The following is a 14,659-nucleotide window of genomic DNA, read 5'->3' on the forward strand; positions in this document are numbered from 1 at the left end:
CGTCATTAGTCATTTGTCTTTTACTAATGACCAATGACCAATGACTAATGACTAATTAAACTTTGCCAACTTCAGGAAAGCGCTTCGCCAAATCAAGTCCTTTTTTGACGTAGTTTTCTCCCTCTTCTGCTAATTTATCCAGCGAGTCAAAGCCAAAGCGTTGAGCATCTCGCAAGGTTTTCACAGTTAGCAAAAGACGGCCAGAAAAAACTAGCGCCCAGCCAAATCCTTCATGACTCAAATCAACTACAACCTGAGATATCAAACCTGTTTCCTGTTCAATCCCAGCAGCTACGGCTCGAAAAAATGCCATAATCCGAGCTTGAGTTATCGGATCAACTTCGCCCTCAACGGAGATTTCCCGTTTCTTTTGTTTGGTGACAATAAAGGGTTTGAGAATCAACTCATCCGACCAACTCCGATAAACTCCATAACTGTCTTGACCACGGATTTGTTTAATTAATACCTTCAGGAAAGGTGAGTTCAAGACTTCAGTTGTAGCAGTTCCGTTAACACTATTATTTGTGGTCATACTGTTGCTTCGTCTTCAATTTCATCGGCAAAATTTGTGGATTTTGGCTGTAAAGCTTTACGCAACCAAGGTGGAGGATTACCTTTGAGGGTTTTCACAAGCTTATTTAGCACTTCACTAATTTCTTCTTCTTCCGATCGCGCCTTCACTGGGGTGACACCTTTCTTGATTAACCGAGCCGCGGCGCTACCACCAATTGCTATTACATAAATAATTGTGCAGTCCTCTAGAGCCTCAAGTTTTGGTGCGAGTCTACTCTCATTACTCTCTTCTTGAAGCTGATCATCAAAGTTAAGAGTCTCTAGGAATCTATATCCTTCATCCGAGACTTCATAAACATCAATTTCATCTGCCGCTCCAAAATGAGTATTAATATGAACTCGGTCGCTCGTCGTGAAGGCAATTTTCATTGTAATTCTCCTCTCTAAAGTTTTGAATTTTGAAGTGTTAATTCAAAACTCTGCGCTCACAATTCCTAACTCTTGCAACTGCTTAACTCTCGCTTCTTCTGCCTCTAAAAACAGGTTGCCGATGCCAAACACAAGTTCCATCGTGCCTCGATAGCCAACTTTGGTAAATTGACCATTACCTAAGCGGTCATAAATAGGCAACCCTAGACGATAAAGAGGAATCGAAAGTCGTTTTGCGATCGCACCGACATTCGAGTTACCAATCAGCAAATCAGAACCGTCTGCTAAACTCTCAAAGTCTTCCAAATCGCCGATGGTGACGCTTTTAACCGGGAGTTTTTCTAAGAGGTGCGATCGCGTGGTTGTCACCGCCGCATGAATTTGCGCTCCCATCGATTGCAGAAAATGCACTGTTGACCACAGCAAATCTGGTTCCAGCGCTAGGGAAACTCGTTTTGCACCGAAGTAAAAGTGGGTGTCCAGCATCGCATCTTGCAACTGACGACGTTGGCGGCGGTATTTTTCGGGTACACTGTTACCGCTCAGAATCGCCAATGCTTGGATAAATTCATCTACTGGTTCTAATCCCGTCAGTTCGCCAAACACCTCGTAAGGTGTGTCAAAGCGTTCCTCCAGAATCTTTGCAGCCCCCCGCATACTTTCACCCAATGCCAGGGTAAAAGCAGAACTACCTACTTCTCGTAGCTGTTTTAAGGTAGTCCCACTGACTGTAACTGCACTGTAGCTATCTTCTAAGTGTCCATCTAGAGAAGCGCCAAGGTCAGGTACAAAGATCGGCACTAGCCCGAAGTCCGTGACTATCTCTTTGATTTCTTGTACATCCCCTGGTGTGAAGGCAGAACCAGCCAAAATCGTCACTTGTTCAGTTCTGATTCCCCCTGGTTGAGGAATTTCCTGAACTATGCTTTCCACAGCAACAGCAAAGCCATCTTGCAACGCACCTTTAAAATCTGGGGTAGGTGCAAAAACGATCGCCAAATCATTCAATTCAGGATGGCGATCGCGGATTTCCTTAAGAAAACCCTCGATGTCATCTCCTCTAGTTTCAGTCAACCCAGTGCTACATAAACCAATAATTTCTGGGTTAGACTTTTCCACCAAAGTGAGAATTGCTTGCTCCACATTCTCTTCACCACCTAAGATAGTAGTGACTTCCGTCATCGCTGTGGTAGCTAGGGGAATCGCTTCCCGGAAATGCCGCACTAGCACAACTTTGGCGAAAGCAGTACAACCTTGAGAACCGTGGAATAAGGGCATTGTCCCTTTCAATCCCAAAAAGGCTAAGGTTGCACCCAAAGCTTGACTTTGTTTGAGGGGATTAACTGTCAGTGATTTATTAGAAACGGTAACGATCGCCATTAAACTACCTCCTCATTCCACAGGGCAGACTTTCTCGTTCCCTGGCTCCGCCGGGGAATGCTGACAGTGAGGCTCCGCCTCATCTGCTTTAAGAAGAAGGCAGAGCCTTCAGGAATGCGTTCCCAGCCGGAGTCTGGGAACGAGGGTACAGCCACCATTAAACTTCCTCCTCGTCCCAAGGAGCCGGTTTGCGTATTTGTTCCCAAATCGGGCTATACAGAGCTTCGTACAGTTCCCGCGCCATCTCAATCATTCCCACATAACCTGCATAAGGATGGTGGCGTTCTTGGTTGATATCAAGGAAAGGAATTCGAGCTTTCAAAGCTGTGTATTGGTTACGACCACCAGCAATCAGCATATCTGCGCGAGTGTCTTTAACCACTTGTAGCAATTCTTTAGCGTTGCCTTTCTCCAACATAATGCCATCGTTGCCGAGCAACTTCTTGATTTTGGCTTTATCTTCCTCAGTGCTTTTCCGAGTACTGGTAGCAACTACTTCAATGCCCAAGTCCCTTGCAGCCGAGATAATCGACCAACTCTTGACACCACCAGTATACAAAACAACCCGCTTACCTTTGAGTCGAGCGCGATAAGGAGCTAGTGCCAAATCTAAAGCAGCCGTTTCTTCTGCAATTAGCTTTTCTGTACGCTCCTGCAAATCAGGATCACCTAATTTAGCAGCGATATTTCGTAGACAACGATTCATATCATCGATGCCGTAGAAAGACTCTTCAATGTAGGGGATGTTGTAACGCTCCTCCATCTTTCTCGCCATATTGAGGAGCGCTCGTGAGCAGATCATCACGTTGAGCTTGGCGCGGTGGGCGTAGCGAATTTCATTGTAGCGAGCATCGCCCGTAATTTTAGACAAAATACGAATGCCTAATTTTTCTAACAGTGGTGTTACTCCCCACATTTCCCCGGCGATGTTGTATTCACCGATTAAGTTAATATCATAAGGCGTTGTCTGTTCCGGTTCTGCTGTGCCGACAACATATTCTAACAAAGCTTCACCGCCAAAACGGTTGCCCAGATTTTTACTGCCAATGAATCCTGGTGCAATAACGGGAATAACAGGAGTACCAATCTTTTCAGCAGCAGCTTTGCATACAGCATCAATATCATCACCAATTAAGGCTGTCACGCAAGTAGCGTACACGAATACAGCTGCTGGTTGGTAGCGCTCTTTGAGTTCCAGAATCGCTTTGTAGAGTTTCTTTTCGCCACCGAAGATGACATCATTTTCACCCAAGTCAGTCGTAAAGCCCATCTTGTAGAGTTGAGGGCCAGAGGAGAGACTACCACGACTACCCCAGGAATTACCAGCACAGGCGATCGGACCGTGGACTAGATGCGCTGCATCTGCGATCGGCACTAGAGCAATCATTGCACCATCAAAGGCACAGCCCCCTTGAGCCGCGCCAGGTTGTGCCTGTTGAGCGCATGACTTGTTTTTCTTTTCGGATTGTTTTTGCTGATTATGCTCGCATCCTGTCTCAGTCAGCAGCTCGTTGATTTTGCCTTGGGTGCTTTTCATCTCTCTTCTCGTACTTAATTGTTAATTGTCCTTTGTCATTTGTCATTTGGATTGACTATTGTACAGACGCGATTAATCGCGTCTCTACCAATGACTAATGACTAATGACCAATGACTAATGACTAATGACTAACAAATGTATTTTGTGACATCCTCTCCACATACATCAGCGAGGTAAGATAGAGCGCGAAAACGCAATCCTACAAATTCGTCATATAAAGGATTGAGTTTACATAGTGGTGGGATATCAATAGACTTCCCAAATAATTTAATTTGTCGCTCAAAGGGACAACAACAAGGAATTGTTTGGCAAATTAGATGAGCGATGCGATTATTTTTAACCTGAATTTCATCCACCACACGGCGCAACGGATTAAGAAGATTGTGGAACCACCCTGGTTTTTTATGGTTAGGTGGATGGTAGTTAGGATGAGGATGAGTGTGAGTGTGTTCGTGAGTGTGATTGATGGTTTCCATTTATAGATACCTTGGGTAAATGCTAGAAAGAAAAAGGGGAAAATAATTCATAATTACGAATTACGAATTACGAATTACGAATTATTTTCCGCCCTTAATTAACACGTTGTGTTTCTACGCAATTTCTAACGAATCAAGTCGTAGGAAATATCTGTCTTAGAAGGAATGTTGGTGTTGCGATCGATTTCTTCAAACAGGGTATTTACAACCCAATTGAGCAGGTTGATTATACCTTGATAACCAATGGTGGAGTAGCGGTGTAAGTGGTGACGATCCATAATGGGGTAGCCAATTCTCACTAAGGGAGTCTTGGTGTCGCGCCACAGGTACTTACCGTAGGTGTTACCAACCAGGAAGTCTACGGGTTCGGTGAACATCAAAGAACGCAGATGCCACAAGTCTTTACCAGGCCAAACAGTTGCATTCTTACCGAAGGGGCTAGAAGCAAGCAGTTCTTTCATTTCTGCTTCAAATACTTCGTTGCTGTTGTGAACCAAGATATGCACAGGTTCAGCACCCATTTCTAGCATAAAGCCAACTACGCTGTATACTAAATCTGGTTCGCCGTAGATAGCGAAGCGCTTGCCGTGAATCCATGAGTGAGAGTCAGTCATGGCATCAACTGCGCGACCGCGTTCAATTTCCAATTCTTGAGGAATGGGTATACCACTCAGTTCGCTGAGTTTCATCAAGAACTCATCAGTACCTTTGATACCCCAAGGACGGGAAACTGAGGTTGGTTGCTTCCACTCTTTTTCAATATACTCGCGGGTTTTGAGGGTAGAGTGTGATTGCAGAGCGATCGTCGCTTTCGCATTGATTGAATCTTCTGCATCTTCCAGCTTTGTACCACCTGGGTACATATCGAACTCACCTGTGTTTGGTGAATCCAAGTAGTCGCTGTTGTCGGCTAGAATTGTGTAGTCAAAACCGAACAAGGAAGCAATCCGCTTGATTTCGCGGTTGTTGCCTACATAGGTGTCAAAACCTGGGATGAAGTTGATTTTACCATTGCTGGTTTCTTTCTTATGACCTGCTGTCAGGTTAGAAAGAATTCCCTTCATCATGTTGTCGTAACCGGTGATGTGGGAACCAACAAAGCTAGGGGTGTGAGCGTAGGGTACTGGGAAATCTTGAGGAACTGAACCAGCTTCCTTGGCGTTGTTGATGAAAGATTGCAAGTCATCACCAATTACTTCTGCCATACAGGTGGTGCAGACAGCAATCATCTTAGGCTTGTAGAGTTGGTAAGAGTTCGCCAAGCCGTCAATCATGTTTTGCAGACCACCAAACACGGCTGCATCTTCAGTCATTGAAGAAGATACACCAGAGAATGGTTCTTTGTAGTGACGGGTTAAGTGGGTGCGGAAATAAGCAACGCAACCTTGAGAACCTTGAACAAAAGGTAGAGTACCTTCAAAACCAACAGCAGCAAAGATTGCTCCTAATGGTTGACAACCTTTAGCAGGGTTGACGGTTAAAGCTTCACGAGCGAAGTTCTTTTCACGATAATCCCAACCCTTCGTCCACTCTGCAACCCGTGTTACTTCTTCGGGGTCGTGACCGTTTTCAAACTGCTTTTTGTTTTCAAATAGCTGTTGGTACTCAGGTTGGTGGAATAACTCGACGTGATCTTGAATTTTTTCTGGATTCTGAGGCATTTCTGGATCTCCAAGCTTACTGAATTCTTTAATAATTGAAATGGGAGTGGGTAGAGAGACGCGATTAATCGCGTCTGTACAAGGGAGTGGGAATATGATTCAAAATTCAAAATGCAAAAATCAAAAGAAATTTTTAATTTTTCAGTTTTGAATTTTGGATTCCCAACTCCCCCCTGGGGTTTTAGCCCCAGGCTTATCCCTACTTATCGCTCTCTCCCATTTCCCTAGACCGCAGCCTTAGCCTTAGCTTCAGCCTTCTTAGCCTGAGCTTTTTCATTCCAAGGAGCGCCAATTAATGACCAGGTTGGGCTGTTAAGTGCCAAGTCCATGTCGCGTGCGAAGATGGCGAAGCCGTCATAACCGTGATAAGGACCGGAGTAATCCCAAGAGTGCATTTGACGGAAAGGAAGACCCATCTTTTGGAAGACGTACTTCTCTTTCACACCAGAGGCTACAAGGTCGGGCTTGAGGGCTTTGATAAATTCCTCGAATTCGTAAGCGGTAACGTCGTCATAAACGATGGTGCCGTTTTCGATGTAGCCAGTGGTACGTTTGTAGTCGTCATTATGAGCGAACTCATAACCAGTACCGATCATCTTCATGCCCAAGTCTTGGAAAGCTGGGACAACGTGGCGAGGACGTAGACCACCAACCATGATGGCAACGGTCTTACCTTCCAAGCGGGGGCGATACTTCTCAAGAATCGTATCCATTGTGGGCTGATACTTGGCGATGACTTTCTCAGCATTTGCTTGGATTGTCTCGTCAAACTTAGAAGCGATTTCCCGTAAAGATTCAGCAATCTTGGTGGGGCCGAAGAAATTGTACTCAAGCCAGGGTATACCATAAGCTTCTTCCATGTGACGGCTGATGTAGTTCATCGACCGGTAGCAGTGGATGAGGTTCATCTTCACATTGGGGGTCATCAACATTTCGTTGATGGTGCCATCACCTGACCACTGAGCGACTACGCGCAAGCCGAGTTCTTCTAACAGGATGCGGCTAGCCCAAGCATCACCACCAATGTTATAGTCACCGATAATGGCTACATCATAAGGAGTACCTTCAAACTGAAGTGTACCGTCTTTCTTAGCTTGGTCGGATCTGGTGAATACCCAGTCACGAACCATGTCGTTAGCAATGTGGTGTCCCAAAGATTGGGAAACACCCCGGAAGCCTTCGCAACGCACAGGTACAACTGGCTTGCCAATTTCTTTCGATGTCTTCCTAGCAACAGCTTCGATGTCATCCCCAATTAGACCGATGGGGCATTCAGATTGAATGGAAACACCACGGTTGAGGGGGAAAAGTACATCAAGTTCTTGGATGAGCTTGGTAAGTTTCTTGTCTCCACCAAAAACGATATCTCGTTCTTGGAAGTCGGAGGTGAAGTGCATGGTACCAAAGGTATCAATACCTGTGGTGCCGATGTAGTAGTTACGACGACCAGACCAAGACCAGTAACCGCAACCTACAGGCCCGTGGCTGATGTGGATCATGTCCTTAATAGGACCCCAAACCACACCTTTAGAACCGGCGTAAGCACAACCACGAGCGGTCATTACCCCAGGAAGGGATTTGATGTTAGACTTAACGCCGCAATCGGACTTACCTTCTTCGTATACGTTTAAATGCTTTTCGCGCTTTTTAGCAGCTTTTTCAGGATAAGCACTGAGAACTTCTTTAATTAGTTCTTTTCTTTCTTCGATGATGTTTTTGTTTTCTGGAGGAGTCATACTTAGCCTCTGTGACTTGTAAGGATCGGGGCATAGGGGGACTAGGAGTCCCCTCTAAGGTTAGGGGGGAGATGTAGGGGAGAGGGTAAAAGGGAAGATATGGAACTCTTCCTTTTTCCTTGTGCTAAAGCGTTATTTATTAGCAGCGAATTATACTACAGGAGCTTCAGCAGCACTCTTACCAACCAGCATTGCAGTATTTTCGTCGCTTTCGAGAATACCGAATTCAATCAACAATTCTTCTAGTTCTTCCATTTCGATGGGTGTAGGAATAGCTAGATTTTTGTTGTCGATAATTTTCTGAGCCAATGTCCGATATTCGTTAGCTTGGTTGCTTTCAGGTGCGTATTCGTTAACAGTCATCCGGCGTAATTCTGCGTGTTGAACGATGTTGTCACGGGGTACGAAGTGAATCATTTGGGTGTTCAACCGTTTTGCCAAGGTTTCGATTAGTTCGATTTCCCGGTCAGTGTTACGGCTATTACAAATCAAACCACCCAAACGCACGCCACCAGTGTGAGCATACTTAAGAACACCACGAGCGATGTTGTTAGCAGCATACATCGCCATCATTTCACCTGATGTAACGATGTAGATTTCTTGGGCTTTACCTTCACGAATAGGCATTGCGAAACCACCGCACACAACGTCACCTAATACGTCGTAAGATACGAAGTCTAGGTTTTGGTAAGCACCGTTTTCTTCTAAGAAGTTGATGGCGGTGATAATACCACGACCGGCGCAACCTACACCGGGTTCTGGCCCACCAGATTCTACGCAACGAACGTCACGGAAACCGGTTAGCATTACTTCTTCGAGTTCGATATCTTCTACTGCACCACGTTCTGCGGCGAGGTGAAGAACGGTTGTTTGAGCTTTGCTGTGCAGCATCAAACGGGTGGAGTCAGCTTTGGGGTCGCAACCAACGATAAGGATGCGTTGACCCATTTCTGCCATAGCTGCTAAGGTGTTTTGGGAAGTGGTAGATTTACCAATACCGCCCTTACCGTAGAAAGCTATCTGTCTAATCTTTTCTTCAGTCATGATCCGTGTTTCCCTGCAATTGGTTGGTTGGTGGGTATGCGCGTTTGTCAGTTGCGTTCACGCCAGTTGAGCGACAGTAGTGAGCGCGTGTAGAGCATCGTTGGTACCGTTGGCATAAATGCCTGCCGGGGGCGATCGCTCCACAGCTAAAATGATCGAAAGTAAGTACATATATTTCCTGGCTAAATTTTTTTTCTTTTGTCCCTAGTCATTAATCATTTATTCTGACTAATGACTAGGAGATTACGCAATTTACAAATACGCCATAATGTGTTTCAGGTTGAAAGACTCAATAGGACTTGATGTTGCTATTTGTCAACAATCAATACCATTCGTCCTATTACTTGTTCAAAATAGCGCCCTTCATATTTGTGACGCGCTCTAGTGCAGCTTTGGTGTCTTCTGGCGACTCTCCACGCACAGCCATTGCTTCACCGAGATGCTTGGCGATCGCATCGAAGTGTGGTTGCTGTAGATTCATTCCGGCGTGGGTTTTGTCCATTGGACGACCGGCGTATTGCTTTGGCCCCTCAAATATCTGAGATAAGAAAGCAACTAGATGATTACGTTGCTTGGGCATATCTGTACCAGCAAAAATGGGATTGAGGAGGCTGTCTGTCGCAATGCGTTTGTGGAGTTCATCTACTATTTGTTCAATAGCTGGTTGTCCGCCAAGTTTGTCGTACAATGTACTCATATTCTGTTCCTTTGAAGCGAGTTAGATGATGAAAGAAAGCAAGTAGGCGCTTAATCTATGAAGCCTATATGCTGTTAGCCGTAATAGTGGTAGGATTGATACCAATTCGTAATTCGTAATTCGTAATTCGTAATTAAGAAAGAATTGGTATGAAGCATTGAGTGGAGACAATGATTCGGTTCAAATCCTACTTTCTGTTTCTGGCTGAATGCATATTAGGGCGTATTTGTAGAGTACGTTAAGTCCTACAGCAATTCCTAAACTGCTTCGACTACAAGGCTCTTGCTGACACGATCTTGTAATCTGGCTTCGATCGCAATTTTCAGGGTTGCTGTACTACTAGAACAGGAACCGCAAGCACCTTGCAGCACAACTTTCACGCGATCGCCTTCGACATCATAGAGTTCTACGTCTCCCCCGTCAGCGATGAGTACGGGTCTGACTTCTTCATCGAGAACCTTTTGAATTAGAGCAATCTTTTGGACGTTGGTTAGCGATCGCTCTTTAGACGTAACAATTTCTGTGGCAACTTTTACGCCGTAATCGTTGAGAGCAGGTGAGGCGTATTCCTGTTGAACTGATTTGATTATATCATCAATGTTCGCCAAACAGGAACCGCATCCGCCACCAGCTTTCACATAATTTGTTACTTGTTCAGCACCAGTGAGATGATTTTCTAGAACCACGCGACGAATTTTAGATTCGCTGATCCCAAAGCAACTGCAAATTAACGCACCTTCGTCATCATCATCATGGGTAGCTAGAGGAATGCCACGATAATTATAGATAGCGGCTTCTAGCGCTTCTTGTCCCATGACAGAGCAGTGCATTTTAGCTTCTGGTAAACCACCCAGGTAATCTGCAATGTCTTTGTTGGACACTTTTAAGGCTTCATCTAAAGTTAAACCTTTGATCATTTCGGTTAATGCACTAGAAGATGCGATCGCACTAGTACAACCAAAGGTTTGAAAACGAGCATCTAGAATCTTATCAGATTCTACTTCAACTTTCAGGTGCAATCTCAGAGCATCACCGCAAGCAATGCTACCGATTTCTCCCGTTGCAACCTTAACCCCAGGTTCGCTCGTTTCTTCAATTGCTCCCTGATTTTTGGGGTCGTAAAACAGTTCTAATACTTTATCAGTGTAGTCCCACATAATGAATTTTAGATTTTAGATTTTGGATTTTAGATTGGGGGAGTGGGGAGTGGGGAGTGGGGAGTGGGGAGTAGTAAATTCTTTATTCCCTATTCCCTATTCCCTATTCCCTACTCCCTATTCCCTAATTAGCGATGCGCCAGTGCTTGTTCTTGTTCTTGCAGCCAACCTGCATCATCATTTTTGAAGGGTGAGAGGGCGCGTAAACGTTCTACAATACTGGGCATTACCTCTATCACTTGATCGATTTCGGCTTCTGTGGTGTAACGACAAAGGCTGAAGCGAATGGAACCATGCAAAGTTGTGTAGGGTAAGCCCATCGCCCGGAGGACGTGGGAAGGTTCCAGTGAGCCGGAGGTGCAAGCAGAACCGGATGATGCACAGATACCGTATTTATTCAAGGATAGTAAGATAGCTTCACCTTCAATATACTTGAAGCCGATATTTGTGGTGTTGGGCAATCTCTGCGTAACGTCACCGTTAACGACACAATCGGGAATTTTAGCGAGTAAAGTATGTTCGAGGCGATCGCGCAGCTTTCTTTCTCTTGCGATCGCTTCTTCTAAGTGTAACAGTTCCAGTTCGGCAGCTTTGCCCAAAGCAATAATTGCTGGAACATTCTCAGTTCCCGCCCGACGTCCGCGTTCTTGGTGTCCGCCAATCATGAAGGGACGGAAGCGAACCCCGCGCCGAATATATAAAGCGCCAATTCCTTTCGGACCGTGCAGCTTGTGACCAGACACGGTTAACATATCCACGGTGCTAGTCTTCATATTCAAGGGGATTTTTCCCACTGCTTGCACCGCATCTACATGGAAGATAGCACCAGATTCTTTGACGCGCAACCCAATTTGCTCAATCGGGAAAATCGTGCCAGTTTCGTTATTAGCATACATAATAGTCACCAGGGCGGTGTTACCCGTCAAGGAAGCTTCTAGTTCATCTAGATCCAACTGCCCTTGATGGTTTACTGATAGATAGGTAACAGTGTAACCTTGGGTTTCTAATTGTTTGCAGACATTGAGTACTGCTGGATGTTCAACTTGGGTGGTGATGATGTGTCGCTTTTCCGGTTGCGCCAACAGTGCGGCTCGAATCGCCGCGTTATCTCCTTCAGTACCACAACTTGTGTAGACAATTTCTGACTCATCGGCTCCCAGGATGGCTGCAAGTTGTTCTCTTGCTGTTCTCACTGCTTTACCGACTTGCCCACCAAAGGTATGCATACTGGAGGGATTGCCGTAATATTCCGTCAGGTAAGGCAGCATTACCTCTATAACTTCCGGGTCTACCTTAGTGGTAGCATTATTATCAAGATAGATGCAGTTCTTTTGCATTGTTGTTTTCAATTACGAATTACGAATTACGAATTACGAATTATTTGGGGTTGACGCTTTTGCAACTGTTCAGAGTATTTCTGGGAATAGCAGTTAAACCAACGTTCCCAGTAATCTTGTTTATTTGTTAATTTAGCAACTACGTGGTTGTAATTGGTAAACCAGCCTTCCCAATAATCGCTAGGCTGCTTAACGCAACCGTAGCAAGTGGGACAACCAGCTTCACACTGAGGCACGGTATGAATACTACCAACGCAGTTTGTACAAAGTTCAGGGTCAATCCAGTGCTGTCCGTCAACCACTTTAACTGCATTTGTGGGACATACAGATAGACAGAGATTGCAGGAAATACACTGGCTAGTAATTTTGTAAGCCATGATTATTGTCCTTTTGGGGAGTGGGGAGTGGGGAATGGGGAGTGGTGAGTGGGAGAGACGCGATTAATCGCGTCTGTACTGGGGAGTGGTAAATATTGAAATTCCCTACTCCCTACTCCCTACTCCCTATTCCCTAATTTCTAATTCCTTAACGTATTGCTCGTAGAACTCTAAAGCAACCTTCTCAATCACGTCGTAAGCTTCAACAGCCTGTATTCCAGCTTTTTGCAATTTCTCTTGAGGACTGTTACCAATCTTGGAAACTAAAACTGCTTTGCAATCTGCGATCGCTTTCATAATATACTCAAAGGAAGCTTCCTCGCCGTATCCACCTTGGCAGTATTGGTCAATTTTGCGATGACCGACAAAGCGAACTTCGTTTCCATCCACTTCGTAAATTTGGAATTCTTTCGCATGACCGAAGTGTTGGTTAACTAATCCGCCGCCTTTGGTTGCTACTGCAACGAGAACTTTAGGACTGTTGGCAAATTTCTTGCCCGCTAGCGCCTTGTCTTTGGCTACTTTCAGTTCTTCTTTAAACTTCTCAATCCCGTCGTGAACTTCTTGACGTTTGTCCATGTCATAGTCTGGAGCCATTTCCAAGAATTTCTCTTTGGAAAATTCCTGGCTGCGGTCTTCTCCCAATAATCCGACTGCATCGGCGCGGCACTGGCGACAGTGACGCATCATTTTCATGTTACCAGAGCAGTTGTCTTGAACTTCTTTGAGTTCTTTAGGTGTGGGTCCGCGTTGACCGGTTAAACCGAAGTGTGTGCCATGTTCTGGTGCAGAAATCAATGGCATGATGTTGTGCAAGAATGCACCTTTCTCACGAATGACTCGATTCACTTCGACTAAGTGATGGTCATTAATTCCGGGAATCATCACGGAGTTGACTTTGCACAAGATATCAGCATCTTTCAGGGCTTGCAATCCTTCCATCTGTCTTTCGTGGAGAATTCTCGCGCCTTCAATGCCTCTATAACGCTTGCGGTTGTAGTGAACCCAAGGATAAATCTTAGCACCAATCTCAGGATCTACCATGTTAATGGTGATCGTAACGTGATCTATATTTAATTGTTTAATGCGATCGATGTAGTCGGGCAACATTAAACCATTGGTTGATAAACACAGCTTGATGTCTGGTGCTTGCGCTGCAATCAACTCAAATGTGCGGAAAGTCTTTTCTGGGTTTGCCAATGGGTCGCCAGGACCGGCAATTCCCACAACTGTCATTTGAGGAATCTTGCCGCCAATGACCAAAGCTTTGTGTGCAGCTTCTTCTGGGGTTAGCAATTCGCTAACTACTCCAGGACGGCTTTCGTTAGCGCAATCATATTTGCGGTTGCAATAGTTGCATTGAATGTTGCAAGCTGGAGCAACTGCAACGTGCATCCGGGCATAGTGGTGATGGGCATCTTCGCTGTAGCAGGGATGTTTCGCAATGCGTTCTTGGAGCTTTTCGTCCCTTTCCACTGTGGCGCTGCTGGTGCTGTCGCAGCCGCAACCACCTGATTTTGCTTGGGTTGGCGATTCCGTGGCGGGGGAGTTGAGGAGTCGTGTAGACGGTGATGTCATTGAGTTTCGCAAAAGGTCGGTGGACTTGGCTGCCACTGTGGGAGATGCTGTTGCTACTCTTTATGCCCAGGAATTGAAGTCGCGTCTTCCACACTGCCTGCAAACCCTCGGATTTGGGTGACTTGTTTTCAAGTAGGGCAGGCGATGAATCTTTAGATGTTCGGCTGGTGTGTGTCAACGTTCGGTTCTTGGGTAGAATTTGTGCTTACAGCCGCGACTTCTATTCACTTTTGGCATGGTGCTATGTCATCCCTCCACTCACTTTTCGCTTCGTTTTGTTTTGGAGCGTTAAGTGATTGGCGATATAAGATTTATAGCAGCCATCTCCCAGCCAGATGTTGCGTCTCTCTAGGATAGAATTTATTGGATTTATTACGTTTGTACTCAAGTAATAAAAACCCTAATTCTGCAAGCATTACAAGGATTAAAAATTTATTTTTCGGGTAGGGGTTCTAGTATTTTTTGGTTGGGGTTCTAGTGTTTATAGATAGGGGTTCAGGATTTCTTTGTACTCAGCCACAACCCAATCCCAGCAAGGACTTTAACTAACTTAAAACTGGGTTTGGGTTATTTAAATGTGTACTCAGGTTGCCCTCAAATTCCGTCAAAAGCAATAAATGCCAAGGATTTGAGGGTGAAAAACTGGAATAGTCTATATTGTTCTACTCCAGAAAAAAAGCGAAATTCAATTCTGTATCTAACATATCATTTTTTTGAGGGTAAAAATGCACTTCAT

General features: G+C 45.1%; 14 protein-coding genes. All 14 read right to left on the reverse strand.

The genetic code is table 11. The features are described 5' to 3' along the window. Window positions 1-55: 55 nt before the first annotated feature. Window positions 56-532, reverse strand: a complete 477-nt coding sequence (locus tag V7K27_RS31855; RefSeq protein ID WP_334952634.1) for a NifX-associated nitrogen fixation protein — start codon at window positions 530-532, stop codon at window positions 56-58. Beyond that, complete coding sequence (gene nifX, locus V7K27_RS31860) at window positions 529-942, reverse strand: nitrogen fixation protein NifX (protein WP_334952635.1); 414 nt, start codon at window positions 940-942, stop codon at window positions 529-531. Before nifX ends, V7K27_RS31855 begins: the two co-directional genes overlap by 4 nt. Window positions 943-984: 42 nt before the next feature. Next, a complete protein-coding gene (gene nifN / locus V7K27_RS31865) occupies window positions 985-2,322 on the reverse strand; it encodes a nitrogenase iron-molybdenum cofactor biosynthesis protein NifN (protein ID WP_334952636.1) in 1,338 nt (445 codons plus the stop codon). Next, a complete protein-coding gene (locus V7K27_RS31870) occupies window positions 2,322-2,480 on the reverse strand; it encodes a hypothetical protein (protein WP_334952637.1) in 159 nt (52 codons plus the stop codon). The genes nifN and V7K27_RS31870 overlap by 1 nt, the downstream gene beginning before the upstream one ends. Then, window positions 2,480-3,859, reverse strand: coding sequence for a nitrogenase iron-molybdenum cofactor biosynthesis protein NifE (gene nifE / locus V7K27_RS31875; RefSeq protein ID WP_334952638.1), 1,380 nt, complete (start codon window positions 3,857-3,859; stop codon window positions 2,480-2,482). Before nifE ends, V7K27_RS31870 begins: the two co-directional genes overlap by 1 nt. 129 nt (window positions 3,860-3,988) lie before the next feature. Next, window positions 3,989-4,336 (reverse strand): Mo-dependent nitrogenase C-terminal domain-containing protein, encoded by a 348-nt coding sequence (locus V7K27_RS31880; RefSeq protein WP_334952639.1) that lies wholly within the window; start codon window positions 4,334-4,336, stop codon window positions 3,989-3,991. Between the two features lie 125 nt (window positions 4,337-4,461). Further along, the gene (nifK, locus tag V7K27_RS31885) at window positions 4,462-5,997 is read right to left on the reverse strand and encodes a nitrogenase molybdenum-iron protein subunit beta (RefSeq protein ID WP_334952640.1); all 1,536 of its coding nucleotides are present in this window, start codon (window positions 5,995-5,997) and stop codon (window positions 4,462-4,464) included. A 224-nt stretch (window positions 5,998-6,221) separates the two neighbouring features. Further along, window positions 6,222-7,733 carry a nitrogenase molybdenum-iron protein alpha chain gene (gene nifD, locus V7K27_RS31890; RefSeq protein ID WP_334952641.1) on the reverse strand — a complete coding sequence of 504 codons (1,512 nt, stop codon included), beginning with the start codon at window positions 7,731-7,733 and terminating at the stop codon, window positions 6,222-6,224. A 150-nt stretch (window positions 7,734-7,883) separates the two neighbouring features. Beyond that, window positions 7,884-8,777: a nitrogenase iron protein gene (nifH, locus tag V7K27_RS31895; protein ID WP_292793127.1), complete on the reverse strand. Its 894-nt coding sequence runs from the start codon at window positions 8,775-8,777 to the stop codon at window positions 7,884-7,886. A gap of 340 nt (window positions 8,778-9,117) precedes the next feature. After that, window positions 9,118-9,474 carry a globin domain-containing protein gene (locus tag V7K27_RS31900; RefSeq protein WP_334952642.1) on the reverse strand — a complete coding sequence of 119 codons (357 nt, stop codon included), beginning with the start codon at window positions 9,472-9,474 and terminating at the stop codon, window positions 9,118-9,120. A gap of 257 nt (window positions 9,475-9,731) precedes the next feature. Beyond that, a complete protein-coding gene (gene nifU, locus V7K27_RS31905; RefSeq protein ID WP_334952643.1) occupies window positions 9,732-10,631 on the reverse strand; it encodes a Fe-S cluster assembly protein NifU in 900 nt (299 codons plus the stop codon). 128 nt (window positions 10,632-10,759) lie between these two features. Next, window positions 10,760-11,968 (reverse strand): cysteine desulfurase NifS, encoded by a 1,209-nt coding sequence (gene nifS, locus V7K27_RS31910; protein WP_334952644.1) that lies wholly within the window; start codon window positions 11,966-11,968, stop codon window positions 10,760-10,762. A 26-nt stretch (window positions 11,969-11,994) separates the two neighbouring features. Continuing rightward, complete coding sequence (locus tag V7K27_RS31915) at window positions 11,995-12,345, reverse strand: 4Fe-4S binding protein (RefSeq protein ID WP_334952645.1); 351 nt, start codon at window positions 12,343-12,345, stop codon at window positions 11,995-11,997. 126 nt (window positions 12,346-12,471) lie between these two features. Next, a complete protein-coding gene (gene nifB, locus V7K27_RS31920) occupies window positions 12,472-13,923 on the reverse strand; it encodes a nitrogenase cofactor biosynthesis protein NifB (protein ID WP_334952646.1) in 1,452 nt (483 codons plus the stop codon). Between the last annotated feature and the right edge of the window lie 736 nt (window positions 13,924-14,659).

The organism is Nostoc sp., assembly GCF_036919575.1.
Classification (GTDB): Bacteria; Cyanobacteriota; Cyanobacteriia; order Cyanobacteriales; family Nostocaceae; genus Nostoc.